Source organism: Sutcliffiella halmapala (assembly GCF_050107295.1).
In the GTDB taxonomy this organism is placed as follows: domain Bacteria; phylum Bacillota; class Bacilli; order Bacillales; family Bacillaceae_I; genus Sutcliffiella_A; species Sutcliffiella_A halmapala_A.
Genome location: NZ_JBNIKR010000008.1, coordinates 188205 through 213719, shown reverse-complemented (window position 1 = coordinate 213719; position 25515 = coordinate 188205). Strand labels below are relative to the sequence as shown.

At 43.0% G+C, this 25515-nt stretch carries 26 protein-coding genes and 1 other annotated feature; of the genes, 22 read left to right on the top strand and 4 right to left on the bottom strand.

Annotated elements, in window-relative coordinates:
* Positions 1–15 precede the first annotated feature (15 nt).
* Genes ACQCT5_RS14940 through ACQCT5_RS14930 form a run of 3 tightly spaced genes read left to right on the top strand, consistent with a single transcriptional unit; the run spans position 16 to position 3215 of the window.
* Positions 16–672: a TetR/AcrR family transcriptional regulator gene (locus ACQCT5_RS14940; RefSeq protein ID WP_499642796.1), complete on the top strand. Its 657-nt coding sequence runs from the start codon at positions 16–18 to the stop codon at positions 670–672.
* A gap of 18 nt (positions 673–690) precedes the next feature.
* Entirely contained in the window at positions 691–1608 is a 918-nt protein-coding gene (locus ACQCT5_RS14935) for an ABC transporter ATP-binding protein (protein WP_499642795.1), read from the top strand.
* Entirely contained in the window at positions 1605–3215 is a 1611-nt protein-coding gene (locus ACQCT5_RS14930; protein ID WP_499642794.1) for an ABC transporter permease, read from the top strand. Before ACQCT5_RS14935 ends, ACQCT5_RS14930 begins: the two co-directional genes overlap by 4 nt.
* A gap of 228 nt (positions 3216–3443) precedes the next feature.
* On the opposite strand, the gene ACQCT5_RS14925 is transcribed toward ACQCT5_RS14930, so the two are convergent.
* Positions 3444–3866, bottom strand: a complete 423-nt coding sequence (locus tag ACQCT5_RS14925) for an organic hydroperoxide resistance protein (RefSeq protein ID WP_499642793.1) — start codon at positions 3864–3866, stop codon at positions 3444–3446.
* A gap of 180 nt (positions 3867–4046) precedes the next feature.
* Between ACQCT5_RS14925 and ACQCT5_RS14920 the strand changes: the two genes are divergently transcribed.
* Entirely contained in the window at positions 4047–4472 is a 426-nt protein-coding gene (locus tag ACQCT5_RS14920) for a MarR family winged helix-turn-helix transcriptional regulator (protein ID WP_499642792.1), read from the top strand.
* 40 nt (positions 4473–4512) lie between these two features.
* Here ACQCT5_RS14920 and ACQCT5_RS14915 read toward each other — a convergent pair whose 3' ends face one another.
* Positions 4513–6285, bottom strand: a complete 1773-nt coding sequence (locus tag ACQCT5_RS14915) for a beta/alpha barrel domain-containing protein (protein WP_499642791.1) — start codon at positions 6283–6285, stop codon at positions 4513–4515.
* Positions 6286–6436: 151 nt separating this feature from the next.
* Between ACQCT5_RS14915 and ACQCT5_RS14910 the strand changes: the two genes are divergently transcribed.
* From ACQCT5_RS14910 to ACQCT5_RS14865, 10 genes are all read left to right on the top strand, one after another.
* A complete protein-coding gene (locus tag ACQCT5_RS14910; protein ID WP_499642790.1) occupies positions 6437–7807 on the top strand; it encodes a sigma-54 interaction domain-containing protein in 1371 nt (456 codons plus the stop codon).
* 246 nt (positions 7808–8053) lie between these two features.
* On the top strand, positions 8054–9376 hold the full coding sequence (locus ACQCT5_RS14905) for a GntP family permease (RefSeq protein WP_499642789.1): 1323 nt from the start codon (positions 8054–8056) through the stop codon (positions 9374–9376).
* 21 nt (positions 9377–9397) lie between these two features.
* Positions 9398–10174 (top strand): 3-hydroxybutyrate dehydrogenase, encoded by a 777-nt coding sequence (locus ACQCT5_RS14900; RefSeq protein ID WP_499642788.1) that lies wholly within the window; start codon positions 9398–9400, stop codon positions 10172–10174.
* A gap of 146 nt (positions 10175–10320) precedes the next feature.
* Positions 10321–10518: a hypothetical protein gene (locus ACQCT5_RS14895; RefSeq protein ID WP_499642787.1), complete on the top strand. Its 198-nt coding sequence runs from the start codon at positions 10321–10323 to the stop codon at positions 10516–10518.
* A 45-nt stretch (positions 10519–10563) separates the two neighbouring features.
* Positions 10564–10692: a hypothetical protein gene (locus ACQCT5_RS14890; RefSeq protein WP_499642786.1), complete on the top strand. Its 129-nt coding sequence runs from the start codon at positions 10564–10566 to the stop codon at positions 10690–10692.
* Between the two features lie 102 nt (positions 10693–10794).
* Positions 10795–11037, top strand: a binding site (T-box leader).
* 179 nt (positions 11038–11216) lie between these two features.
* Positions 11217–13634 (top strand): leucine--tRNA ligase, encoded by a 2418-nt coding sequence (leuS, locus tag ACQCT5_RS14885; protein ID WP_499642785.1) that lies wholly within the window; start codon positions 11217–11219, stop codon positions 13632–13634.
* 108 nt (positions 13635–13742) lie between these two features.
* Entirely contained in the window at positions 13743–14048 is a 306-nt protein-coding gene (locus ACQCT5_RS14880) for a rhodanese-like domain-containing protein (RefSeq protein ID WP_499642784.1), read from the top strand.
* A 115-nt stretch (positions 14049–14163) separates the two neighbouring features.
* A complete protein-coding gene (locus ACQCT5_RS14875) occupies positions 14164–14799 on the top strand; it encodes a hypothetical protein (RefSeq protein WP_499642783.1) in 636 nt (211 codons plus the stop codon).
* A gap of 104 nt (positions 14800–14903) precedes the next feature.
* A complete protein-coding gene (locus ACQCT5_RS14870; RefSeq protein ID WP_499642782.1) occupies positions 14904–15083 on the top strand; it encodes a sporulation protein Cse60 in 180 nt (59 codons plus the stop codon).
* Between the two features lie 149 nt (positions 15084–15232).
* Positions 15233–15355: a hypothetical protein gene (locus ACQCT5_RS14865; RefSeq protein WP_386643087.1), complete on the top strand. Its 123-nt coding sequence runs from the start codon at positions 15233–15235 to the stop codon at positions 15353–15355.
* Here the strand turns inward: ACQCT5_RS14865 and ACQCT5_RS14860 are convergent.
* Positions 15338–16618: a BaiN/RdsA family NAD(P)/FAD-dependent oxidoreductase gene (locus ACQCT5_RS14860; protein ID WP_499642781.1), complete on the bottom strand. Its 1281-nt coding sequence runs from the start codon at positions 16616–16618 to the stop codon at positions 15338–15340. The two genes, ACQCT5_RS14865 and ACQCT5_RS14860, sit on opposite strands and share 18 nt — an antisense overlap.
* Before the next feature lie 125 nt (positions 16619–16743).
* Here ACQCT5_RS14860 and ACQCT5_RS14855 point away from each other — a divergent pair, with 125 nt between their 5' ends.
* From ACQCT5_RS14855 to ACQCT5_RS14835, 5 genes are all read left to right on the top strand, one after another.
* Complete coding sequence (locus tag ACQCT5_RS14855) at positions 16744–17124, top strand: hypothetical protein (protein WP_499642780.1); 381 nt, start codon at positions 16744–16746, stop codon at positions 17122–17124.
* A gap of 77 nt (positions 17125–17201) precedes the next feature.
* A complete protein-coding gene (locus ACQCT5_RS14850; protein WP_499642779.1) occupies positions 17202–18827 on the top strand; it encodes a putative polysaccharide biosynthesis protein in 1626 nt (541 codons plus the stop codon).
* 17 nt (positions 18828–18844) lie between these two features.
* On the top strand, positions 18845–19558 hold the full coding sequence (locus ACQCT5_RS14845; RefSeq protein WP_499642778.1) for a pseudouridine synthase: 714 nt from the start codon (positions 18845–18847) through the stop codon (positions 19556–19558).
* Between the two features lie 151 nt (positions 19559–19709).
* The gene (locus ACQCT5_RS14840) at positions 19710–20528 is read left to right on the top strand and encodes a hypothetical protein (RefSeq protein WP_499642777.1); all 819 of its coding nucleotides are present in this window, start codon (positions 19710–19712) and stop codon (positions 20526–20528) included.
* A gap of 42 nt (positions 20529–20570) precedes the next feature.
* Positions 20571–21524 carry a hypothetical protein gene (locus ACQCT5_RS14835; RefSeq protein WP_499642776.1) on the top strand — a complete coding sequence of 318 codons (954 nt, stop codon included), beginning with the start codon at positions 20571–20573 and terminating at the stop codon, positions 21522–21524.
* Positions 21525–21707: 183 nt separating this feature from the next.
* On the opposite strand, the gene ACQCT5_RS14830 is transcribed toward ACQCT5_RS14835, so the two are convergent.
* Positions 21708–21929, bottom strand: a complete 222-nt coding sequence (locus ACQCT5_RS14830) for a DeoR family transcriptional regulator (RefSeq protein ID WP_386643068.1) — start codon at positions 21927–21929, stop codon at positions 21708–21710.
* Positions 21930–22216: 287 nt separating this feature from the next.
* On the opposite strand from ACQCT5_RS14830, the gene ACQCT5_RS14825 reads away from it, so the two are divergent.
* From ACQCT5_RS14825 to pepV, 3 genes are read left to right on the top strand one after another with little or no spacing between them, the layout of a single operon-like run.
* The gene (locus ACQCT5_RS14825; protein ID WP_499642775.1) at positions 22217–22930 is read left to right on the top strand and encodes an ABC transporter ATP-binding protein; all 714 of its coding nucleotides are present in this window, start codon (positions 22217–22219) and stop codon (positions 22928–22930) included.
* A complete protein-coding gene (locus ACQCT5_RS14820) occupies positions 22927–24066 on the top strand; it encodes an ABC transporter permease (protein ID WP_499642774.1) in 1140 nt (379 codons plus the stop codon). The genes ACQCT5_RS14825 and ACQCT5_RS14820 overlap by 4 nt, the downstream gene beginning before the upstream one ends.
* 9 nt (positions 24067–24075) lie before the next feature.
* Positions 24076–25488 (top strand): dipeptidase PepV, encoded by a 1413-nt coding sequence (pepV, locus tag ACQCT5_RS14815; RefSeq protein WP_499642773.1) that lies wholly within the window; start codon positions 24076–24078, stop codon positions 25486–25488.
* The last annotated feature ends 27 nt before the right edge of the window (positions 25489–25515 follow it).

Genomic DNA, 25515 nt, shown 5'->3' with positions numbered 1-25515 from the left:
GGTGATATATTTAAAATGACCACAATGGTCAATAGGAAGAAGGTGACAAAAATCAATTCTAAATTCCATAACTTAGCTTATGAAAAACGAGCAACTATTATTAATGCTTCCATGCAGGAGTTTACGAGCAAAGGATACCAATTGGCATCAACCAACGAGATCGTCAAAAGGTCAGGCATTTCCAAAGGTTCGCTTTTCAACTATTTCAATAATAAAAAGGATTTGTATTTGTTTTTGATTGAGTATGGTATCGAGGTTTCCCGAGAGATAATGACAGAAATTGATTTCAATGAAACTGATTTGCTTGAGAGGTTAAAGCAGATTACCATCGTCAAGATGAGAGTGATTAAGAAATATCCGGAGGTATTCAGCTTTCTTCAGGGCGCGATTGCAGAAAGGTCCGAAGAGGTAAAGCAGGATGTGGAGCAGATTACGATGCAATTTGCCAAGGAGAGCTATCAAAAACTATATGAGAACCTAGACTACACCAAGTTCCGGGATGATATCGACATACAGAAAGCCATCAAGACGATCTATTGGACCATAGAGGGAATTGGAAATGAAAGCAAGGAAAAAATCAAGTCCGATAGAGCAGACAGCTTTGATGTAGATGCGCCATTCAAGGAAATGGACGGATATATTGAACTGTTTCAGAAAGCTTTTTATAAATAACAGGGCGGAGGGGCTAGGATGTCAGTAATTCAATTGAAGAATTTAACCAAGTATTATGGAAAGGTTCTCGCACTCGATGGCGTCGACTTGGAGGTGAAAGAGGGAGAGGTGTTCGGTTTTATCGGTCCCAATGGAGCCGGTAAATCCACCACCATTCGGATTCTTCTTGGCCTTTTGCGAAAAACAAGTGGCGAGGTCAGCCTATTTGGCAAAGATCCATGGAATGATGCGGTAGAGCTGCATAAGAGAATAAGCTATGTCCCAGGAGATGTAAATCTTTGGCCTAATTTGACCGGTGGGGAAGCCATTGATTTATTCAGCCGCCTTCGTGGGGATATGGATAAAAAGCGACGGAATGAATTGCTCGAACGATTCAACCTAGACCCCACCAAAAAATGTCGTACTTATTCCAAAGGGAACCGTCAAAAAGTTGCCCTCGTATCTGCATTTGCATCGGATGCTGATCTGTTTATTCTGGATGAACCAACTTCAGGATTAGACCCATTGATGGAGGCGATTTTTCAGGAATGTGTGGCGGAAGTTAAAGCCGATGGGAAAACGGTACTCTTATCCAGCCACATCTTAGCAGAGGTTGAAAAGCTGTGTGATCGTGTAGGAATTATTCGGGAAGGGAAAATTGTGGAATCGGGTACTCTTGAAGAGCTGCGCCATTTGACAAGAACATTTATCACAGTTCAAGCAGGTCAAAAGCTTATGGGACTGGAGACTCTAACTGGTGTGCATCAGCTTGTGGTAAGAGGCAAAGAAGCAAGTTTCCAAGTGGATTCCTCCAAAATGGATGAAGTCCTACGTTATCTGACCCAGTATGAAATCAAGGCTTTGACCAGCACTCCACCAACACTGGAAGAGCTTTTTATGCGACACTATGGAGATGATATCAATCAAGCTACTGAAAAAGGTGGTGCACTTCAGTGACAAAACAGCAGACGTTTACAGGAACATGGATCCTGCTCCGGTTTATGCTTCGCCGCGATCGAATTCAGATTCCGGTCTGGTTTTTCAGTATCACGTTAACGATTCTAGCTACACTTGTCAGTTTTGAAGAGCTATATCCGTCAGAAGCAGATCGCCAAGCAATTGCCACCACAATGGCAACACCAGCCTCCATTGCGTTGACAGGTCCGAAACTATATCTGGAAGACTATCATTTTGGGTCTATGATGTCCCATCAAATGCTGAGTATGGTGGGAATAGCGGTTGCATTGATGAGTATTTTCCTCATTGTCCGCCACACTCGTAAAGAGGAGGAAACAGGCAGGTCGGAACTTGTCCGGGCTTCAGTTTCAGGAAGATATGCCAATACAACAGCTGCATTAATTTTTGCGATTGGAGCAAATCTGTTACTTGGATTGATTGTGGCTGTTGGACTTGGGGTAACAGGTGTCGAGTCGATAACGTGGGAAGGATCGCTGCTGTTTGGTGCTGCAATGGCTTCCATCGGCATAGCTTTTTCAGGCTTGACTATTGTTATTGTCCAGCTGATGGAGCATTCACGTGCAGCCTCTGGGCTTGGTTCTGGTATTCTCGCAATAGCTTTCAGCCTTCGTGCAGTCGGTGATTTGGGGAATGAGGCATTGTCATGGATTTCTCCCATCGGATGGGCGCAACAGACAGCAGCATATTTGGGGAATGACTGGACTCCTTTGTTATTTAGTCTACTTTTTACCATTGTGCTCATTGCTATTGCCTATCCATTAAGTAATAGGAGGGATGTAGGGGCAGGACTGGTCCGTCCCCGACCAGGAAGGGCGGATGCTCCAAAATCCCTTTCAAGCCCACTTGGACTTGCGTTTCGACTTCAAAGGACGAATCTTTTTATTTGGTCCTTTGCGTTGCTTCTTTTCGGGATGTCCTACGGAGCCTTTATCGGGGAAGCGGAGGAGATGTTTGGAGCGCTGGGCGATTCCTTGGAAGGTATGCTACCTGAAATGTCAAGTGGAGTCCTTGCGGATAGCGTTGCCGCAATGTTTATGACAGTATCTGCAATGTTTGCTTCCATTCCAGCAATCCAAAGCGTATTGAGGCTAAGGAGTGAAGAAAAAGCAGGGCGGCTGGACTCCTTGCTTTCCACTCCTGTTGCCAGGAAACGACTATTGGCGAGCTATTTGGTGATTGCACTAGGTAGCAGTGTCGTTTTCCTTTTTATGGCGGGCATTGGAATGGGGATAACAGGAAGCCAGAGTATGGGAGATATCAGTTACCTTTCTGCCCTTACCTTCGCAGGGCTTGCCTTTTCACCGGCACTGTGGGTCGCCATTGGCTTTGCAGTTTTCCTTTATGGACTTTTTCCTCGAAAAGCCGGATTTAGTTGGGCGATTGTCGTCCATGCCTTTTTAGTCCTTTATCTCGGAGGAGCACTTCAACTGCCGGAGTGGCTGACTGACCTGTCCCCGTTTGGGCATATACCAAGTATGCCCGCGCAAGATTTTGAACTTGTTCCATTGCTCGCTCTGACTGGAGTCGCATTAGTTCTAATGGTCATAGGCTTTATTGGATATAGAAGAAGAGATATTACGAACTGATTGACGTTAGGCGTATCCGGATGGGATGGCACTTTGAATAGTTGATTTATCACCGTTTTGGCAGGTAGCTGGACGGTGATTTTTTTGTTGAGATGATGAGAAAAGTGAAGCGGAAATGCAAGGTCATGATTGGAGGGAAATTTGATGAGAGCGGGTTACCCCGATTCAATAAGCCGTACCAACGCAACATGCGCTCTTCATGAAGAGCGCATGTCTAAATTTCATTCATTACTTTGCATTCGTATGAATTGCAACATCCATATTTCCTCTGGTCGCTTTGGAATAAGGGCAAACCTGATGTGCTTGATTTACTAGTTCCTCCGCCTCCTCCTGGGAAGCACCTCTAATTTCTACATGGAGAACTGCTGTCAATTTAAATCCGCCATCCGTATCCTTACCGATAGAAATCGCGGCAGTAACACTTGATTCAATTCGCTTTTTGGCTTGGCGAGCTACTAAATTCAAAGCACTGTCAAAGCACGCTGCATAACCTGCTGCAAACAGCTGCTCAGGGTTGGTTGCACCTTCTTTTCCTGTTCCCCCAAGTGATTTTGGCATCGCTAAGGCTAAATCCAGCGCGCCATCATTACTTTCGATTTTCCCAGCTCTTCCACCTGAAGCTGTAACCTTAGCAGTATAAAGTAATTCCATTGATAGGTCACTCCTTTTAATATTGTTTAAAATTAAATTGTGCACAATATATATTTCTCTTATATCCTATCTCGAATCATTAATGGTGTCAACAATTTAATTGTGTAAAATAAAGTTGTGTATGTGCCGATATGATTTGTACTATAATAATAATTGAAGTCAAAGGAGTGGAAATGCTGGATGGAGGATAAATTGAAGCTTGAAAACCAAATCTGTTTTAAAATTTATTCTGTAGAGCGCAAGATTACAAAATTATATAGAAATCTTTTGGATGAGTTAGATGTGACCTACCCCCAATACCTTGTACTGCTGGTGCTATGGGAGAAAAATACCACTTCTGTAAAGGAATTGGGGGAGAAGCTGTTTCTGGATTCTGGTACATTAACACCGATGTTAAAGAGAATGGAGGGGAACGGCCTACTTGAAAGAAACCGTTCCCGAGAGGATGAGAGAAGTGTCATTATTTCTCTTACTCCAAAAGGCAGGCAATTAAAGGAGAAAGCCGAGTGCATTCCAACTCAGCTGGTCGATAACCTCTCCATGGATTATCAGGAACTCCAAGCGTTTAATCGAACGTTAACCCGCATCATGGAAAATATCCGATAAAAAAGGAGTGCTCCCCTATTTGGAAGAGCACTCCTTTTAGTCATTTTCCGAGGTGAAGAAACCGATAAGTCAAAACAAGTCCACCTACAAAAAGGGTAGCAGCAAAATAAGCAGGAAGCAGATGAATGAGCGTCGTATAGCCGATGGCAACATGAATATTGATTCCTGTAATGAAAGCAGGAAGCCCTCCTACAAGAAACGTCCACCACACCCATCTTTTCCCCTCTTGAATTCCCCATAGCGCGAGCATCAGAACCAAAAGGCCGACACTAAGCAATGCACTCCCAAAACCGGCCCGATCATGAGCAAGAACCGGTAACAACCGCTGATTAAACGCCTCCAGCATCTCGGGTGGCATACAAATATAAATAATGTCAGTCGGAACAAAAACCGACGTGACCCCGATATAGGAAATAATAATGCCACCAACCACAAAGGAAAATCCAAGAATTACAAACAGGAGCTGTCCGTATAAGGATTCCTTCCATATGGAATGATTTTTTAGATTACCAGATGAGGGTGTTCCGTTAAGACCCTTGGTTTTCAAAAATCCATTTAAATAAAAAGGCAACAGAACAAGCCAGAACAAAAGATGCAGCCAATCGAAATATCCGTAACCAATAAAAGAAAAGATGCCAAGAAACCCGATGATGGCAGCCGCATCAATGGCTTGTTTTGCCCAAAGGAGCCCTTGTCTGACTCCGTATCGAGCAAGCTGCATATATACGATTCCGCCGGATATCATGGTGCCGGCCAGTGTCAGCCGGTCATGTGCCATGAAAAGCATAATGCGTTCATTAAAAAGCCATATCTCTTCTTTTTTCATCCCAAGGAAATGCTCATCATATGGCAGAACAATAGATGTCACCCCAAAAAGAAAGGCAAGCATTCCGCCTAGCAGAATGAATAAACCGAAAAGCCAATAGGAGAACCACCCATTGCTAACCGGTGCGGACTGCTCCATCCTTCCTAACAATGATTCGTTAATTCTTTTTGTCAGGCCAGGTCCGGAAAATACATAGCCGTCTGAGAGCAGTACCAGGTCTGCACCGACATTCAACAGTTCATGGGCATGCCCGGGCTCCGCTATTCCCCCTGACGTAACAATGGTTTTCTCGTAACCACTTTGTCTAAGACGTTGTACTGCTTCTGCAAGCTCGAAGTCTCCTGGTTTATCTTCCAGTATTACGCCATCGAATGAGCTCAACTTTATCGGTGATAGATCTGCCTTGCACGACGTTGCAATCCAAATCGGTTTATTGGTGTGAAGACCCAACTCCGTCTGCATATTTTCCACAATGTAGCCATCAGCATAGAGATCAAGTTCTGCTGCCATCCTCTTAACCTCTTCCTTGCTGCCAGAGAGACGAAGGAAAATCGGCTGTTTTTTTCTTAGTTTCCGAAGCTTATGGATTGTGTTCTCTAAACCGATGGATGATAGTACTTCAGGAAAATCTATGCGGTTTGCTTTATTATCTTTTACTGGTTGCTGCCCGCTTTCCCTAGGTTCAAATGTCACAGGGCCAATCTCTATAAAACCGAAACCTAAATTTGAAAAAGCCCTGGTGCCGGAGAGCAGAGGATCGATTTTCCCGGACAAACCAACAGGATTCTTGAAATCTATGTGATGAATTTTTTTATGTAAAAGCGGAGAGCATTCTTCACGCCCCAGGAAATTGATGATATGTGCTCCCAGCCCGAAAGGAAGGGAAGCAATGGTATTCATTCCACGATGAATGAACTCCCTTGCTACAAGTGGTGGCAGTATGGAAAGGACAGGTTTGAAAATGCCATGGTAGGACCAATCTGGCATGGAGCATTCCTCCCTGATGAAATTTGCTATGTTATGTACATTTTAGCATTTTGCAAAACTCCATAACTGATTTTCTCCAAAATTATTCCTTTTAAATTGTGTCAGAATTTTATGATATATTAGTAGAGTGGATATGCAGGAGGGATTTTTTATGGGTGTAAAGGATAGTTTACTGACAGATGAAATGATGGATACGATTATTGCCAATGCTTTTGAGTGGATTGTGGTGGTCGACCATCGTGGGGAAATCATCTTTTTGAACGACAGCTATAGCGCTTTTTTGGAAGTGGATAGCAAGACTGTCATCGGCAAGCATGTTACAGAGGTGATTGAAAATACCCGCATGCACCATGTCGTCCAATCAGGCAAGGAGGAGCTGGCGGACTTACAATATATTAGGGGCAATTACATGATAGCTAATCGAGTGCCAATCTTCAATGGCAACAAAGAAGTGATTGGTGCTTATGGAACGGTCATATTCCGTGATACAAGTGAATGGGATAAAATGAACAGCCATGTAAAAAGCATGCTGGGACGCATTCGGAATTATTTGCAGGAGTACGAACAGCAAACAGGGGTCAAATATACTTTAGAAGACATTATTGGAAAGTCCAAGCTCATACAGACGTTGAAGGAGAAGGTCAAGCATATCGCATCCAGTGATGTTTCCGTTCTGATACGTGGTGAGAGTGGCACGGGCAAAGAGCTTTTTGCCCACAGTATTCACCAGCTGAGTAACAGGAGCTCCATGCCTTTTATAAAAATAAACTGCGCCGCTATACCTGAGCACCTCTTGGAATCGGAGCTTTTCGGGTATGAGGAAGGTGCCTTTACAGGTGCGAAAAAGGGAGGAAAGAAAGGGAAATTCCTTTTGGCTGATGGCGGAACGCTTTTTCTTGATGAAATAGGGGATATGTCTTTGCCGATGCAGATGAAGCTGCTTCGGGCACTGCAGGAGGGGGAAGTGGAACCGATAGGTGCAAATAAGCCTATACAAGTGAATGTTAGGGTGATAGCAGCCACCAATCGTCCATTGGAAAAAATGATGCAGGAGAAGCGGTTCCGTGAAGATCTCTATTATCGAATTCACGTCATTCCATTCCACATTCCATCTTTAAGGGAAAGAACCGAGGATATCCCGATGCTTGTGGAGCATTTCATCCAGAAAATATGTAAAAGGACCGGCAGGAGAATTACATCAGTGACCCAGGATGCACTAACAGTATTATCTCGTTACCGTTGGCCGGGCAATATCAGGGAATTGGAAAATGTCATTCAGGCTGCAGTACATCTCTCCACAGGAGATAAACTGACACTTGAAGCGCTACCTGATTATTTGACGGAATCATATACCATTCCGTTCGGTTCCAAATCACTGAAGGAAACCTTGGAAGAGGCCGAAAAGCAAGCGATTATACAAACATTGGAGAATGTACATGACGATAAGCTGGAGGCTGCGAAACTGCTTGGAATAAGCAAGTCGAGTTTATATGAAAAAATCAAGAAATATCACATAGGATAAGCGAGTCCAGAATTCCGGAAAACAGTCCAGGAATCTGGACTCGCTTTTTATCAAGATGGACGAAGGTTACTTGAATATTAGTCCGAACTTTCGGAAAATATATAAGTTCGGAAAATTTAAACATTTGTCCCTGGGGGATTAATCTAGTTGGCACGCTTTTTGCATATAGGTAAGAGGAAGGCAAAATATACAGGAAAATGCTTTGAAATAATGAAAGCGTTTACCGTAAAACAAGGGGGAAAGTAGATGCTCAGCATGATTGGTCTTATCGGAGGTTTGGCACTTTTAATTTTTTTAACGATGAGAGGAATGAACCTGCTTGTAGTAGGTCCGCTGTCAGCATTATTTGTTGCAGTATTAAGTGGAATGGAGTTATTTCCACAATTGGCGGAGGAAGGAGAAGCAAACTTTGTTGGTAGTTATATGGGTGGCTTTTCATCATTCGTTACATCTTGGTATTTGATGTTCCTTTTAGGAGCCATTTTCGGGAAAGTGATGGAGGATAGTGGAGCAGCAGATTCCGTCTCCAAACTAATAGTGGATAAACTTGGTATGAAATATGCAGTACTTGCCATTGTGGCAGCATGTGCCGTCTTGACCTATGGAGGAGTGAGCTTATTCGTTGTAGCGTTCTCTGTCTATCCGATGGCAATCAGCTTGTTCAAACAGGCTAATCTGCCTCGACGATTCATTCCGGCGGCGCTTGCATTCGGTTCCGTAACATTTACGATGACTTCTGCTGGTTCTCCGGAAATCCAGAACTGGATTCCGATCGACTATCTTAACACAAGTCCTTATGCGGGCTGGGAAGTAAGTTTAATAGTTGCCATTTTCATGATGATCTTTGGTTACTGGTGGTTAAAGCGCATGATCACTAAAGCGGTAAATCGTGGTGAAACGTTCATAGCAAGAGCGACCGACCCGGTTATGGATGCCAACAGAAAACTTCCAAACCCGTTTGTCAGTATGATTCCGTTATTGGTTGTCCTTGGAATCAGCTTCTATTTCCATGATGACCTAAAACAATCGGCTTTGATCATTGCTTTATTGGGTGGGATCATAGCCACTTACATTGTTGGTAGAGCCTATTTCAAATCCTTCTGGAACGCGATTTCTGAAGGTACGATGGGAGCATTGATCGCCATCGGTAACACGGCCGCTGTAGTAGGATTTGGTGGAGTTGCAAAAGCAGTGCCTGCATTTGGCGAGGTAGTATCAGCGATGACGAGCATCCCTGGAAGCCCCCTTATCGGAGCCGCGATTGCAGTCAGTGTCATTGCCGGTATGACAGGATCCGCTTCAGGCGGTCAAGTAATCGCGCTTCCATTGATTGCACCGCACTATATCGATATGGGTGTGAATCCGGAAGCCCTCCACCGTACAGTTGCCATTTCATCCGGTGCGCTGGATTCCCTTCCGCATAACGGATATGTTGTAACAACCGTCCGTGCAATATGTGGAGAGACCCATCAGGCTGCTTATGGACCTGTCGCTGCCGTCACGGTAATTGTTCCATTGATCGGTGTGGCCATTGCAATTGCACTGTTCTCACTTGGACTTGGTATCTAATAATTAAGGGAGGGAGCATCATTGGTAAAAGATAAAGTTGTCCTCATCACAGGAGCAGCCCAGGGGATTGGGTATGAAATAGGAAAACAATTCGCTGAGGCTGGCGCTAAAGTGGTGTTGACGGATTTGAATAATGAAACGGTGAAAGCTTCAAGCTCTGCCTTAAATGAGCAAGGAATGACGACATTAGGAATCAAGTGTGATGTGACATCTGAAAATGAAATCAAAGGTGCAATCGATACTGCGATCAGGGAGTTCGGGCGTATGGATGTATTGATCAACAACGCGGGACTCCAGTATGTCTCCATGATTGAAGACTTCCCGACGGAAAAGTTTGAGCTTTTGACAAAGGTGATGCTCGTTGCTCCATTTGTTGCTACGAAGCATGTCTTTCCGATTATGAAAGAACAGAAATCGGGACGTATCATCAATATGGCTTCCATAAACGGCTTGGTCGGCTTTGCCGGCAAGGCTGCCTACAATAGTGCCAAGCATGGTGTAATCGGATTGACAAAGGTCACTGCATTAGAGGGAGCTGCTCATGGAATCACGGTGAATGCCCTTTGTCCGGGGTATGTGGATACCCCCTTGGTACGTAATCAGCTCAAAGATCTTGCTGAGACCAGGGGAGTTCCATTGGAAAATGTATTGGAAGAGGTTATCTATCCTCTTGTCCCGCAGAGAAGATTGCTTCAAGTAAAGGAAATTGCAGACTATGCGATGTTTTTATCCAGTGATTCAGCTGGTGGAATCACTGGGCAGGCTGCGGTTATTGATGGAGGATATACCGTTCAATAAAGGAAAGCGCCAGGTGCTGCAGGGCATCTGGCGTTTTTTGTCGAAAGTAAATCAAAATAATTTGATTATTTTGGTTGCATATATTTTCCTTGCAGCATATAATCAAAGTAGATAATCAAATAAAATTGATTTAAGGAGAGATTAAGATGAATAACAATCTTTATACATTGGCAAATATGAACAGCCAAAAAATCAACAGTCTAAGAGAAGAACAATTGCTTCATAGGGTGGCAAAAGCTTCAAGGGGTGAAAGAAAGACAATCGGCAATGCATTAAAAGCGAGTTTTTTGAAGTTGACAAAAAGCTGGAAAGACCAACAGGAACCTTGCTGCGCTTGTGAATAAAATTTTGTAAAATTAATCAAAAAAATTTGATATTAAAAGGAGTAGATGATGATGTTTTTAATGTTCAAGAAAAAGAAGGATGACTGCTGCAAAGTGGAGATCGTGGAAGTCCAAGAAGAAAAATGCTGCGAAAGCAACCAAAACGACTCTGACAACAAAAAAGAGTGCTGCTGATTATTGCTTAGAATAATTTATTCGTAAAACGCTCATAATGATTAATGAAAATACCCCTTGAAGTTTTCCAATAAATTCTTTACAATACAGATTAACAACTAAACTTATACGTTGAAAAGGATCAGTAGTGAACGAAACGAGCACAAGAGAGTTGACGGATGGTGAGAGTCAACAAACGAGCGTTCATGAACTCGCCTTGGAGTAGCAGATGTGAACCCTTCTAAGGAAGCTAGTAATATCTCGCCGTATCATCCGCGTTAAGGATTCGAGTGATTATCACATTGGTGGTAATAATCTGGGTGGTACCGCGGTAGGTTATGTATATTCAAACCTCTCGTCCCTTTTATAGGGATGAGGGGTTTTTTGTATTTATTTTTAGTTGATGTCCAGCTGCAGCGCCTACCCCCTCGAGGTCATAAGCCATTTTCCTGCAAAGGTCAAAGAACGACCTTCTCCGGAAAATATCTTATGCTTGTCGGGGGTGAGCAAGGCGCTTCCGCATTTCAGATTAGGAGGAAAAGAAGATGTCGTTTCAGCATCAGTCCATTGAACAAAAATGGCAAAAGAATTGGGAAGAAAACAAAACGTTTAAAACACATGAAGAAAAAGGGAAAGAGAAGTTCTATGCACTAGACATGTTCCCTTATCCATCAGGCGCAGGCTTACACGTAGGTCACCCGGAAGGCTATACAGCAACAGATATCCTTTCACGCATGAAGCGTATGCAAGGACAAAACGTCCTGCACCCAATGGGATGGGATGCATTCGGATTACCTGCTGAACAATATGCATTGGATACAGGAAATGATCCTGCAGAGTTCACCGAGCAGAACATCAATACATTCAGAAGACAGATCAAGTCCCTTGGATTCTCCTATGACTGGGATCGTGAAGTGAACACTACAGATCCTGAGTATTATAAATGGACACAATGGATTTTCTTGAAGCTTTATGAAAAAGGCTTGGCTTATGTGGATGAAGTACCAGTAAACTGGTGTCCGGCATTAGGTACCGTCCTTGCGAATGAAGAAGTAATCGATGGGAAATCCGAGCGTGGCGGACATCCGGTCGAGCGCCGTCCGATGAGACAGTGGATTCTTAGAATTACTGAATATGCGGATCGTTTGCTTGAAGATTTGAATGAATTGGATTGGCCGGAAAGCTTGAAGGATATGCAGCGTAACTGGATCGGGCGTTCTGAAGGAGCTAACGTTCATTTTGCGATTGATGGCACGGATGAGAGCTTTACCGTATTTACGACTCGCCCTGATACTCTATTTGGTGCAACTTATGCCGTATTGGCACCAGAGCACCCTCTAGTGAAGAAAATTGTAACTGCAGACCAAAAGGATGCAGTAGAAGCTTATATTACAAAGATTCAAAGTAAGAGTGACTTGGAGCGTACAGAGCTTTCCAAGGAAAAAACAGGGGAGTTCACAGGAGCTTATGCTGTAAATCCTGTGAGCGGCGAAAAGCTTCCAATCTGGATAGCGGACTACGTGTTAATGAGCTACGGAACAGGTGCCATTATGGCAGTACCTGCACATGACGAGCGTGATTTTGAATTTGCAACTAAATTTGAGCTGCCAATTCTGGAAGTGGTTGCTGGTGGAGATGTTTCCAAGGAAGCTTACACAGGGGACGGGGAGCACGTAAACTCCGATTTCTTGAACGGACTTGGAAAAGAAGAAGCGATCTCCAACATGATCCAATGGTTGGAAACAAATGAAAAAGGCGAGAAGAAGGTATCCCACCGTCTTCGTGATTGGCTGTTCAGCCGTCAGCGCTACTGGGGCGAGCCGATTCCTATCATCCACTGGGAAGATGGTACCACAACGGCTGTACCTGAAAGCGAGCTGCCACTTGTTTTACCTAAAACAAAAGAAATCCGTCCATCCGGTACAGGGGAGTCTCCACTTGCAGCAATTGAAGACTGGGTGAATGTGGTAGATCCTGAAACAGGTAAAAAAGGACGCCGTGAAACAAACACAATGCCGCAATGGGGCGGAAGCTGCTGGTACTACTTGCGCTATATCGACCCGACCAACAGTGAGAAATTGGCTGATCCTGAAAAATTGAAAGAGTGGTTGCCGGTAGATATTTATATCGGTGGAGCGGAGCACGCGGTTCTTCATTTATTGTATGCTCGTTTCTGGCACAAATTCTTGTACGACATCGGTGTTGTTCCAACGAAAGAGCCATTCCAGAAGCTTTTCAACCAAGGAATGATTTTGGGCGAAAACAATGAGAAGATGAGTAAATCCAAAGGGAATGTAGTAAACCCTGATGAAATCGTCGAGTCTCATGGTGCAGACACTTTACGCCTATATGAAATGTTCATGGGACCTTTGGAAGCCTCCATTGCCTGGAGCACGAACGGACTGGACGGATCCCGCCGCTTCCTTGACCGTGTTTGGAGATTGTTTGTCGAAGAGAATGGCAAGCTAAGTTCCAAGGTTGTGGAATTGACGGAAGAGGATACGTTGGAGAAAACGTACCATGCAACCGTCAAGAAGGTAACCGAGGATTATGAAGGACTTCGTTTCAACACGGCGATCTCGCAAATGATGGTCTTCATCAATGATGCATACAAAGCGGATGTGATTCCAAAAGAGTATGTGGAAGGTTTCGTTAAGCTATTGTCTCCTGTATGTCCACATATTGCCGAGGAGCTTTGGGAGAAGCTTGGCCACGAAGGAACCATCACATACGAAGCTTGGCCGGTGTATGATGAGACTAAGCTAGTAGAAGACGAAGTGGAAATCGTTGTTCAAGTTAACGGTAAATTGAAAGCGAAACTTTATGTACCAGCAGATGCAACTCGTGAAAAAATGGAAGAAATCGCACTTGCTGATGAAACAGTAAAAGAATCCATCGAAGGAAAAACGGTTCGTAAGGTCATCGCTGTTCCCGGTAAATTGGTGAATATCGTAGCGAATTGATTTCTTTTGATTTTTGAAAGCAAGGCTGCCGGAGATTTGGCAGTCTTGTTTTATTTTTGTTAGAATGAATGTATCTTTAAACAATACATAGAATCGAGGTTTTACGAAATGGAAGAGATTAAAACCATTACAACAGATGAACTGAAAAAGAAATTGGATGCAGGGGAAGAACTGCTTCTTGTGGACGTTCGCGAAGACGAAGAAATCGAAACAGGTAAAATTAAGCAAGCGAAGCACATCCGCATGGGGGATATCCCGGCAAGTCTGGATCAGCTTGATAAGGATAAAGAATACATCGTCATTTGCCGCTCAGGACGCCGCAGCGAAAATGTCTGCCACTACCTGCAAGACCAAGGCTACAAGGTACGTAACATGGAAGGCGGCATGCTGGAGTGGGAAGGCGACGTGGAATAATTTTTCACTGGTAAAGGGGACCGGCCCGGGCTGGTCTTTTTTATTTGGGGCGGGTTTGGGATTTAGATGAAACCTCTCTCCATTTTTCACGTATTACTAGTGAAGGGGGGATCACATGGAATTCATTCAACAGCATTCATTCTATCTATTTTTAATTTTCATCGGCTTGCTTCTCGTATACGAAAGTATTACAAAATACAGAACAAAGGGTGTTTCTTCCACTTCGAACAGTGATCGATACCGGCGCGTCCTGTATGGGGCCATGTTATCTCTTATACTGTTGATTGCATTCATTCAGATGGAATTGCAAAAGGAGGCCTTTGTTGCAGTGATCGGACCTTTGCTCATAGGTTTGCTGACGATGGTGAAAGAGCGGAAGAACACGGAAGTGCATGTATTGAGTTATGAGCCATACACATTTTTCGCGATTTTGGAAAAACTCCTGAACAGTTATGGCTACGGATATTTTAAAGAAGTGAAGGGAAACGATGATTACTTAAGCAGCAATTATATAACCTACTATTATTTGGATGATAGCGATGAAGAAATCAAAATCAATTGGAAGGACCTTGATAAAAGTAACTTACAAGTGTCATTTCTGAAATTCGTCGACAATGCCTTCATCAAGGAATTAATGAAAGAATTGAAAGAACGACGCCCACCCATTACTTATTTTCAGTTCAACAAGTATTCTCTAGGTTTTGCGGTTGTTTTCATTTATTTGGGCATGATGAAAGTCCTCGGATACTAGTAAAAGCTCCTTTTTATAGGGGCTTTTTTAAATTTGCTCACCAACCTGGTATAAACAAAGGGTTTTCCTCCTATACATAGTAGTAAATAGGAGGTGGACAGACCGTGGTGCAGATCAAGATGTTTGATGAAGAGCATGAGCGGGACCTCGAGGATTCGGTAAACGACTTTCTGAGAGGGCTTGCAGACAGGGATTTGATAGATATCAAGTATCAGGTGGGATGTTTACTGGAGGAAGAGGAGCAAATCTATTGCTTTTCGGCAATGGTAATATTTAGAGCCTGAAAAAATATGAAAAAGATGTTTATCAGGCTCGTAAATGTGGGTAGAGATAAGTAACTTATTAAAAACTAGAAACAATTATTAAAAAGCTGTAACAATTATTTGTGACAATCGTCTAATTGAATAACACAACTCGAAAGGATGGATGGAACATGAACCACCACACTCAAAACGAAACGGTAATGACAGAGGACAAATCATTTATGAATGAATTCGCAATGTATGGTGTAGGACTTGGACTAGTATTCTCGTTTGTATTAATGGTAACTGCGTAGGCTTGCCGCCTTTTTCCCGGCGTTTAAGCCTGCCAGCCTTCCGGTAACAAGAGCTGATGTAATATTGTAACCACCAGTATATCCATGGATATCAAGTACTTCCCCACAAAAATATAATCCTTCTTTCTGTTTGGAAGCCATCTCTTTTGGATGAATTTCTTTTACAGAAACACCGCCGCCGGTCACGAATGCCTTCTCAATGGATAAGGTGCCGGATACTTCAAAGCGGAATTGCTTGCACATTTTCGCGATTTCCCTTATTTTCTCATGTGCTAAAGTTGCACCAATTTCCTGTTCATCAATACCACATTGCTCCAACAAAAATAATAGGTACCGCTCCGGCACAATTCCTTTAAGAACATTCTTAACGGCTTTTTTTGGTTCGTCCTTTAACAGCTTGTACAGCTCCTGAAAAACTTGCTCTTCGTTGATGCTTGGAAGAACATCTAGATTCATCATGACAGTACGAGCATTAAACTTTTTCATCGTTTTCACGACATATTGACTGCAGCGCAATACTGCAGGTCCCGACACACCAAAATGAGTGAATATCATATCCATTTGATGAGTTTTGACCACTTTGCCTTTCGGATTCAGAACACTTAGAGCAACATCGCGCAAGGACAACCCCTGTAGTCGTTTTTCACGGATAAAAGGTTCAGATGAAGTCAATGGAACTTCCGTAGGAAAAAGGTCTGTAATAGTATGACCAGCCTTTTTTGCCCAAGGATATCCGTCACCGGTAGAACCTGTATGTGGTACCGATTTTCCTCCAACTGCAATGACAACGCATGTGGACTCAATGAATTCCCCATCTTTCAGTAGGACCCCTTTGGTTCGCTCTTTGTCATATTCCACCGTTTCCACTGCAGTATTCGTACGAATCTCCACTTTCAACTGTTTCATTTTATCCAAAAGGGCATCCACGACACTCTGTGCCTTGTCGGTCACAGGGAACATGCGGCCATGGTCCTCCTCTTTCAATTGAATACCAAGCCCTTCAAAAAACTTGATGATATCTTCATTACTAAACTCTGAAAACGCACTGTATAGGAATCTTCCGTTACCGGGGATGTGCTTGATGATTTCATCAACAGGAAGCCTATTAGTCACATTACAACGGCCTCCGCCTGAGATCGCCAGCTTTCTGCCAAGCTTATTTCCTTTATCCAACAGGAGAACCCGTGCTTTCTGTTCCGCTGCAGCAATCGAGGCCATCAGACCGGACGGACCACCGCCAATTATTATTACATCATATTTCATCTTTTCACCAACCAACTAAAATTAGAAAACCTATTTGTTATTATATACTGTAAACGGAAGTTGGACAAAATAGACATCTTTCCGTATGATTTTGAGAGATAAAGTTAACGAAAAAGGGGTATACAATGAATTATTCACCTAATATAACGGAAGCGCATCATCCTGAAGATGGAGGGTGGACCGAAGAGAATCGTATTCCCGTTCTACTCTTGTCCATACCATCACTAGGTGATCTCATTCCAACTAAAATAGATAAATATTCTTATGCATGGCTTTATGAAAAAGAGATGGATGCATACATATTTTGTGTGAGGATAAATAACAGAGATGAATTCGGGGTACTTTTTTCCAGGGAGGAAGCAGGACAACTTCTTCTCGAGGCGGATGCTTATGGGGAGTTCAAGGTGGTCATTTGTAAAGAGGCATTTGAACACTTGGAAGAAGACACGCCATTTATCGCTTTTTCCAGAATTTCGCTCAACAGAAGCGTCCTTGCAGGCTGGTAAAAAACATACAAGCTTTCACCCTTTATGGTAAAATACTAAGGTTAAACAAAACGTTACAAATAGTAGGTAGGGATTTTATGTCAACATCGAATATATTAAGAGGTACGTTTATATTAACTTTGGGAACGATGCTTTCCAGAGTGTTGGGGCTCGTCTATATTTTTCCGTTTTATACTTTGGTAGGAAAGAGTGGAGGGGAATTATATACATATGCCTATGTTCTTTACTCTGTTGTTTTGAGTGTGGCAACAATGGGGGTGCCTTTAGCAGTATCGAAGTTCGTTGCTAAATATAATGCATTAGATGAGTATGCAGTAGGGAGAAAGCTGTTTCGTTCAGGTATTCTGTTAATGAGTATAACAGGGATTGTTTCTTTTCTCGTGCTGTATCTTCTTGCACCGGTATTTTCACCGATGATCATCAATGATGGCAGTAAGCACTCTTATGATGATATAACATTGGTAATCAGGATGGTCAGTTTTGCCCTATTACTGGTACCTGTCATGAGTTTAATCAGGGGATTTTTTCAAGGCCATGAATCAATGGGGCCGACAGCCGTATCACAAGTTGTAGAGCAGCTCGCAAGGATTATATTCCTGCTGGGCAGTGTATACATTATTATGAAGGTAACGGAAGGAAGTCTGCCTACCGCAATAGGTTATGCCACTTTTGGTGCGTTTATTGGGGCAGTCGCAGGACTTGCCATACTCATTTGGTACTGGTTTAGCAGGAAAAAGCATTTGGACAACCTTTTGGAAAAGGATAAGGGTACCATGGATATATCCTACAAGGAAATGTACAAGGAAATAGTCCTATATGCGGCACCTTTTGTATTTGTCGGACTTGCCATGCCGTTATATCAATTGGTCGATACCTTCAGCTTTAACAAATTTATGGCAATGGCTGGGTATGACGATGTTTACTCCGGAGATGCTTTTGCAATCATCAACAATTACGGCCAAAAGCTTGTCATGATTCCGATCACGCTTGCTACTGCCTTTGCCCTGTCCTTATTGCCTGCCATTACCAAGTCATTTATCAGTAATAATTTGGATGTCCTGCAGAGACAAATGAGCAAAACGTTCCAAATATTGCTTTACTTGACGATACCTGCTTGTATTGGACTTTCTATACTTGGTGGACCTGCGTTCGCCGCATTTTATTCCTATGATGAACTAGGGGGCTACTTGTTGACCTGGTATGCGCCAACCGCGATTCCATTAGCTTTGTTTACAGTAACGGCATCCGTGCTGCAAGGAATCAACCGCCAGAAATATACGGTCTATGGATTGGCGCTTGGAATCGGATTGAAGCTTGTGCTCAACTTCCCGCTAATTTTCCTGATGGGAGCAGAAGGATCGATTGTCGCAACCGGAATTGGGTATACTGCCAGTGTAGTGATGAATCTTTGGGCAATAAAAAAATACACAGGCTTCGACTATTCCATCGTTTTCAGAAGAACGATGCTGATGACCATTTTCAATATTGCGATGATAGTAGGAGTACTTATTGTACTTCAATTATTGGAAGGCTTCATTCCATACAGCGACGGCCGAATGCAGGCAATTTTCGTTATTTTCATAAGTGCAGCTGTGGGAGCGGGAATCTACTTTTTCCTGAGCTATCGGAGCAATTTATTAATGTATCTTTTCGGGAACAGATTTCCGTTTTTAAATAGAAAAACAGGTGAAAGAGGCCTTTAATATCAAAGGAGTTAACTATGAGATTAGATAAACTATTGGCAAACAGCGGCTATGGAACGCGCAAAGAAGTGAAAAAGCTGTTGAAGACAGGCGTTGTAAAAGTGGACGGACAGGTTGTAAAGGATGCGAAGGTTCATGTGGAGCCTGAGGAACAAGAAGTGATGGTTTTGGATGATGTGGTGGAATACCGCGAGTTCATCTACTTGATGATGCATAAACCTCCTGGCTTCTTGTCGGCTACCGAGGATCACAGACAGGAAACGGTTGTGGATATTTTACAAGAAGAAGACAAGATCTTTGAACCTTTTCCAGTGGGACGCCTTGATAAGGATACGGAAGGCTTTCTGCTCCTGACCAATGATGGACAGTTAGCGCATCAGCTGCTTTCACCAAAAAAGCATGTACCTAAGACGTATTATGCAAAAATTGAGGGCGAAGTAACGGAAGAGGACATTACAGCATTCCGAGAAGGTGTGACATTGGATGATGGCTATGAAACCCTGCCTGCCGAGCTGAAGATACTTTTTGCCGGTCCACAATCCGAAATAGAGATCACCATCGTCGAAGGGAAATTCCATCAAGTGAAAAGAATGTTCCAGGCAGTCGGAAAAACGGTTACCTATCTGAAAAGGCTCAGCATGGGACCGCTGGAACTCGATCCGGATCTTGAACTAGGTGAATACAGAGAATTGACAGACGAGGAACTGGAACTTTTAAAAGAGAATAGATAATCTCTCAGAACACTCCTAGTAAATTAGGAGTGTTTTTTATATATTTCTAAAACTTAAACTGATAAATTTCTACTATTTTCCTCATTAACCGACATATAGTGAAAAAATATTTAGAAGATTATAATAGCCGAATATAAAAGGAGGTGAAGCGATGAACGTGCGAAGATTATGGTTTCTGCCTCTATTACTATTGTTTGTGCTGACTTTGCCAAATGTAGCTGGTGCTGAAAAAGGTGGAAATCCGCCTAAGGGGAAGGGGGAGCAAGCCCCTGAAGTAGCAACAGTTCCGGATAGGAACGTCCCGCAAAAGCCAGATAAGGCTGGCGCTCCAATTCAAAAGGAAATCAATCCAATTGCGGAGGAAAAAAGGAACGTTCCAACTCCACAAGCGAAAAGCAATGCAGTAAAGGAACTACCCGAGCAAGCCAGTGAAAAAGCAAAGGAAGCGGTTCAAAAAGAGCCTGTAAAACAAAAGGTAGAAGTGGTACCAGTTCCATCTAAACCTGACAAAACGGTTCCAGTCACGCCTCCAAAAGTCGAGGTTCGGGACAAAACGAGTGCCTCCACTCAAAAGCAGTCTGAAATCATACATAACGATAGTATAGAAGAGGAAACAGGAACGGATACTTCCAGGAAGGACCTTTCCTTATCTGATGGTTATGGTTCAACAGTAACCAAAGTCGAAGAATCCAGCTCAGACAATCCTGTTCCATTTCCACCTAGGAAGGACTGGGAACCGACCATCCTCCAGGTGCAACAGCAGCAATCTCAGAAAAAGCCTACGGGTAATACGGGAGATACAAAAGTGCCTTCCAAAGGATCACTTGATTTCCTCGGCATGAATCCCGTTGAGGCGGTTATGGTGTTGATTGAGCCTTTTGTGTCAAAGCATCTCACGTTTCGGAGCCAATGGGTTAATGCACCACCGGCACCGCCGCCTGAGAGCCCTCTTTCTTTTTTCAATAGATAATGTATATACCATTCTATTAAAAATTTGAAGGAGCGAATCATAATGAAAATCAATTTCCTAAACAGTAAAGCAATCGTAAAAACGTTAGTATTAACAGGTGTCCTATCTTTTGGTTTCGGGATTCAGATGAGTGAAGCCTCAGGTAAAGAAAACAAAGAAGACCACAAGCCAAAAGTAGAACATAAGGTTAAAGTTGAGGAAACGGTAAAAGTTGAACTTCCTGCACAAGCGAAAGTGAATCCTTCTACTGAGAACAAAGCAAAGTCTCAAGCAAGTGTAAAAGCGAGCGAGCAAGCGAAGGCACACGCTGCTGCCAATTCCGCTGTACATGCGAGCAAAGTGGAGGAAACTCCTGAAGTAGTGGAACAACCGACAGAGGAAACTACGGAAGAAGTGGTGGAACCAGTAACGGAAGTACCCGAAACTGAAGTTCCAGAAACGGATGAGGAAGCGAAAGTGAATCCTTCTTTGGAAAACAAGAAGAAATCCATGGCGAGTGAAAGAGCAAGCGAGCAGGCTAAATTGCATGCAGCACCTAATTCTGCTGTTCATGCAAGCGCAGAAGAAGTAGAAGAAGATGTGAAGGAAGAAGAAGCATCTGAAGAAGCAACAGAAGAAGCGACTGAAGAAACAACAGAAGAAGCGACTGAAGAAACAACAGATGAAGCGACTGAAGAAACAATAGAAGAAGTGACTGAAGAAGCAACAGAAGAAGTGAAAGAAGAAGCAACAGAAGAAGCGACTGAAGAAGCAACAGAAGAAGCAACAGAAGAAGCAACAGAAGAAGCGACTGAAGAAACAACAGAAGAAGCGACTGAAGAAACAACAGAAGAAGAGAAAGTAAACCCTTCTGTTGAAAACAAATCCCTTTCAATGGCAAGTGCAAAAGCTAATGAAAAAGCGAAAATGCATGCTGCTCTTCAATCTGCTGTACATGCAGTAGTGGAAGAAGAAATGGTGGAAGAAACTGTTACAGAAGCAACTGATGTAGAATAATGAGAGAAAAGGTGGCTGATTTAGCGGTCACTCATGAAAACAGGCGGGAGAATCATCTCCTGCCTGTTTTCTTTCTTTTGTATACGAAACCTTCGAACATATTCCGCATAAAAAAAGAATCGATCCGGTTACCGAAGCGATTCCTTTTCCCTGCTATTTTCCAAACATTATATTTATGTAACGTTAAGACGACAACCTAACTTTCTTTTCTGTAGTAGACCATTTACCTTTTGTCGGACTTTGAACAAGACCATTAAAAGCTAACACATTTAAATCACGCTGGACGGTTCGGGGAGTTATCCCAAATTCATCGACCAACTGCTGTGTGGACACAGTCCCTTTCTCATGAATATACATGTAGACGGCTTTAATACGGGTTAGCATACGGTTTGTTGAAGGCTTCAAAAAACCACTCCTTATCCGGTATTTAACATGTTACTACTAGATAATTCTTGATGTTAGGCGTTTGGTATTAAGTTATTTATATTGTACACGATTTTGTATAAAAAATTCTAGAATAATGATGCTATTTACACAATTTTAATAATTAATGTTGGAATTATCGTGGTAAAATTGGCTTATTATTCCTTATTCACAATATTACATTACTCGACAATAAACCGCCACTCTTTTTTGAAAATTCGAAACTTTTTCCTTAAAGTCTCGTAAATAGGGAGGAAGGAGGAACTAAAATGAATTTACTCACACTAGAATTAAAGCGTGCAGGTTATGACGATGAAATGAAAGTCGTGCAAAATATATATTTAAAGGTAAATGCAGGTGAAATGGTTGGCCTGATTGGACCCAACGGAGCTGGTAAGAGTACCACCATTAAAACCCTGCTTGGGATGAATCCTTTTTTTGAGGGGGATATTCAACTCCCTTCCGATAAATCTTTTGCTTATATTCCTGAGAAACCGGTATTTTATTATGATATGACATTATGGGAGCATATCGATCTGATGGCTTCTCTTTTGGAGCTCAATGAACCCGAATGGAAACCAAGGGTGGACAAACTGCTGGATATGTTTGAAATGGGATATGTCATACATGAGTCTCCAGCTACTTTCTCCAAAGGGATGCAGCAAAAATCTATGCTGATATTTGCGTTTATGTCACGTCCTTCCTTGTATGTCGTGGATGAACCCTTCATTGGGCTTGACCCTATTGCAATGAAAGATCTCCTTCAACTGTTTGGTCAAGAGCAGGAAAGAGGAGCTGGTATTTTGATGTGTACACATGTCCTTGATACGGCAGAGCGGATTTGTGACCGGTTCGTGTTGCTCACAGACGGTAAGGTGAAATCCTCCGGGACGCTAGTGGATATACAGGAGGAGTGTGGGATGCCAGGCGCTTCCCTGTTGGACTGCTTCTACACCTTATCCACTCGGAGCAAACAAATATGACCGGATTCGCACTTTTTCGTTATCGTCGAAAGAAGGACTGGGATTACCAATGGAAGAACATGAAGGTTGTAGTGGATCGGACCATATTGGTCTATATTATCCTTACCATCCTATTTGTTGGGGCAATGGTTTATGACTCGATTCCTAAAATTTTTGAAATAATCAGTCAATTACCATTTGGTCTGACTTTATTCCTTATTTATCTGATTATGAATACTGGTTCTATTCGGATTTATGTGGAGTCGGCTGATTCCTACTTTTTTGTCCACCGGAAAAGTGTTCTTAAAAGTCTTAAAGGCTATTGCATTGGTGCGGCTATTTTGAAGAACACAGTTGTATCCGTCCTGATTGCCCTATTATCCTATTTATTGCTCCAACAGATCAAACCGGATGCGTTTTCCCTGATTCATTTTACAGTATTCATCGTCCTGGTACGGTTGTTGCTGATTGTAATCGGTCAGCTGGTGGATGTGAGATGGAAAGGATGGGGTAATAGGCTGATAAGTTTCACCGTTTTTGTACTGGGCGGGATAATCTTTTATTTGCTGGTAGATTATATGTTGGGATTCTATACAAATGTTTGCATACTCTTACTGGTTGCAAGTGCCTATTTCCTTTACTGGAAAATGGACAGTTTTGATTTTGATGTAATGGAAAGTGAAAAAATAAAGCAGAAATATGTTGGTGTGATGTTCTCGATGTCTGAGTATGTTTATATCCCCAAGGTATCCAAACGGACTAAACCATTGCTTTTCCGGAAATCCCAGCGTATTTTCGAAGACAGGCGACCGGAAAATGCCCTCGCCGAACTGTTCTTCAAATACTTACTACGGAATCTACGTCATGTTTCTTCTTACCTGAAGCTAATCGGAATCACTATCGCAGTGATGGCCTATATGCCGCTATGGATGAAATACGGGTTGTTTGTCGCATTTTTCTTTTTCATTAAAGAATGGTTAAATATACTATATGATGAATTGACCACCCACCCTTTTTTGGGCTTATATAAAGGCAAGGAGATTTTGAAGGAGCATTATCAGGATGCTGTTACAAGGTGGCTCTACTATCCTGCATTGGGACTGGTTGGTTTTGTACTATTGATGAACACATTGTTTCATTTTTTATGGAAGGGATGATCGAACGGAATGACTAACATCAATTGGTTGGAAGAAGTGGAAAAACGCAAGGAAGCACTCATAAAGGATACACAAGAATTTTTGCAAATAAAAAGTGTGCTGAATGAAGAGGAGGCAACACCTGTTGCGCCTTTTGGAAAAGGTATAGAAGAGGCGCTGCAATATTTGTTACATAAAGGGAAAAACGACGGGTTTATTACAAAAAACGTTGATCATTATGCGGGGCATGTAGAACACGGACAAGGGGATGAGCTAATTGGTATCCTCTGTCACGTGGATGTCGTTCCTGAAGGCGATGGGTGGACGGATGAGCCATACAGTGCTTCTATCCGTGATGGGAAAATCTTTGCCCGTGGTGCAATTGATGATAAAGGACCGACGATGGCTGCCTATTATGCCTTGAAAATAGTGAAGGAATTGGAGCTTCCGCTTTCGAAGCGTGTCCGGATCATTATCGGAACGGATGAGGAGAGCAGCTGGCAGTGCGTGGACCACTATTTCAAAAAGGAAGAAATGCCGACGATGGGATTTGCTCCAGATGCTGACTTTCCGATCATCTATGCGGAAAAAGGACTTGGGGACATCCGTCTGCAGTTGAAAGGGGCTCAAACAGACACCGCTGGCTCAGTTAAACTACTGGCATTCGAGTCGGGGAGACGTCTGAATATGGTGCCAGATCACGCGAAAGCAACTGTTGAAGTGGATGGCAGCATGGAAGATGCAAGCCATGCTTTTAACCGTTATATAGAAGAGAAGGGTCTTGAAGGTGGCTATACGAAGGAAGGGAGCGCCTTAATATTATCCATCAAAGGTAAATCAGCTCATGCAATGGAGCCTGACAACGGAAAGAATGCCGGCTACTATTTGGCGGAGTTCCTGCATTCCCAAGAAATGGATGCAAATGGAGCGGCATTTGTATCATTTGTTTCTGAAAAGCTGGCTTTCGATTCGAGGGGGAAAAAGCTTGGCATTTCGTTCCAGGATGATATCACAGGTGATCTGACCGTGAACACCGGGGTATTTTCCTATAATTCTTCCACCGGCGGGACTCTTGGAGTGAATATCCGTTTCCCGGTTACATGCGACATAGAAGCAACTCGGGAAAAGATTAAAGCTGCGGCTGAAGCAGGCGGATTCGAGCTAAGTAAATATGAAGTAGCTCCGCCTCACCATGTACCACAGGACCATGCGTTGATTCAATCACTTCAGAAGGTCTATGAGGAGCAGACAGGGGAAAAGGCGGAGCTCTTGTCTATCGGTGGCGGGACATATGCGAGGTCGCTTGAGGCTGGTGTTGCTTTTGGAGCACTTTTCCCTGGGCGTGAGGATGTGGCCCACCAGAAGGATGAGCATATTTTTATCGAGGACCTGGTGAAGGCAACGGCAATTTATGCACAAGCCATCTATGAGCTTGCAAAATAATCTGATGTTCAAAAAATATTGTGATAG

Bases quoted from the DNA above. Each gene is read 5' to 3' on its own strand.
- ACQCT5_RS14845 (WP_499642778.1), top strand. From the start codon at position 18,845: ATGAGATTAGATAAACTATTGGCAAACAGCGGCTATGGAACGCGCAAA.
- ACQCT5_RS14860 (WP_499642781.1), bottom strand. From the start codon at position 16,618: ATGAAATATGATGTAATAATAATTGGCGGTGGTCCGTCCGGTCTGATG.
- ACQCT5_RS14895 (WP_499642787.1), top strand. From the start codon at position 10,321: ATGAATAACAATCTTTATACATTGGCAAATATGAACAGCCAAAAAATC.
- ACQCT5_RS14865 (WP_386643087.1), top strand. From the start codon at position 15,233: ATGAACCACCACACTCAAAACGAAACGGTAATGACAGAGGACAAATCA.
- ACQCT5_RS14835 (WP_499642776.1), top strand. From the start codon at position 20,571: ATGAAAATCAATTTCCTAAACAGTAAAGCAATCGTAAAAACGTTAGTA.
- ACQCT5_RS14825 (WP_499642775.1), top strand. From the start codon at position 22,217: ATGAATTTACTCACACTAGAATTAAAGCGTGCAGGTTATGACGATGAA.
- ACQCT5_RS14855 (WP_499642780.1), top strand. From the start codon at position 16,744: ATGAATTATTCACCTAATATAACGGAAGCGCATCATCCTGAAGATGGA.
- ACQCT5_RS14820 (WP_499642774.1), top strand. From the start codon at position 22,927: ATGACCGGATTCGCACTTTTTCGTTATCGTCGAAAGAAGGACTGGGAT.
- ACQCT5_RS14940 (WP_499642796.1), top strand. From the start codon at position 16: ATGACCACAATGGTCAATAGGAAGAAGGTGACAAAAATCAATTCTAAA.
- ACQCT5_RS14915 (WP_499642791.1), bottom strand. From the start codon at position 6,285: ATGCCAGATTGGTCCTACCATGGCATTTTCAAACCTGTCCTTTCCATA.
- ACQCT5_RS14880 (WP_499642784.1), top strand. From the start codon at position 13,743: ATGGAAGAGATTAAAACCATTACAACAGATGAACTGAAAAAGAAATTG.
- ACQCT5_RS14850 (WP_499642779.1), top strand. From the start codon at position 17,202: ATGTCAACATCGAATATATTAAGAGGTACGTTTATATTAACTTTGGGA.
- ACQCT5_RS14875 (WP_499642783.1), top strand. From the start codon at position 14,164: ATGGAATTCATTCAACAGCATTCATTCTATCTATTTTTAATTTTCATC.
- ACQCT5_RS14935 (WP_499642795.1), top strand. From the start codon at position 691: ATGTCAGTAATTCAATTGAAGAATTTAACCAAGTATTATGGAAAGGTT.
- ACQCT5_RS14890 (WP_499642786.1), top strand. From the start codon at position 10,564: ATGATGATGTTTTTAATGTTCAAGAAAAAGAAGGATGACTGCTGCAAA.
- ACQCT5_RS14925 (WP_499642793.1), bottom strand. From the start codon at position 3,866: ATGGAATTACTTTATACTGCTAAGGTTACAGCTTCAGGTGGAAGAGCT.
- ACQCT5_RS14910 (WP_499642790.1), top strand. From the start codon at position 6,437: ATGGGTGTAAAGGATAGTTTACTGACAGATGAAATGATGGATACGATT.
- ACQCT5_RS14840 (WP_499642777.1), top strand. From the start codon at position 19,710: ATGAACGTGCGAAGATTATGGTTTCTGCCTCTATTACTATTGTTTGTG.
- ACQCT5_RS14905 (WP_499642789.1), top strand. From the start codon at position 8,054: ATGCTCAGCATGATTGGTCTTATCGGAGGTTTGGCACTTTTAATTTTT.
- leuS (WP_499642785.1), top strand. From the start codon at position 11,217: ATGTCGTTTCAGCATCAGTCCATTGAACAAAAATGGCAAAAGAATTGG.
- ACQCT5_RS14920 (WP_499642792.1), top strand. From the start codon at position 4,047: ATGGAGGATAAATTGAAGCTTGAAAACCAAATCTGTTTTAAAATTTAT.
- pepV (WP_499642773.1), top strand. From the start codon at position 24,076: ATGACTAACATCAATTGGTTGGAAGAAGTGGAAAAACGCAAGGAAGCA.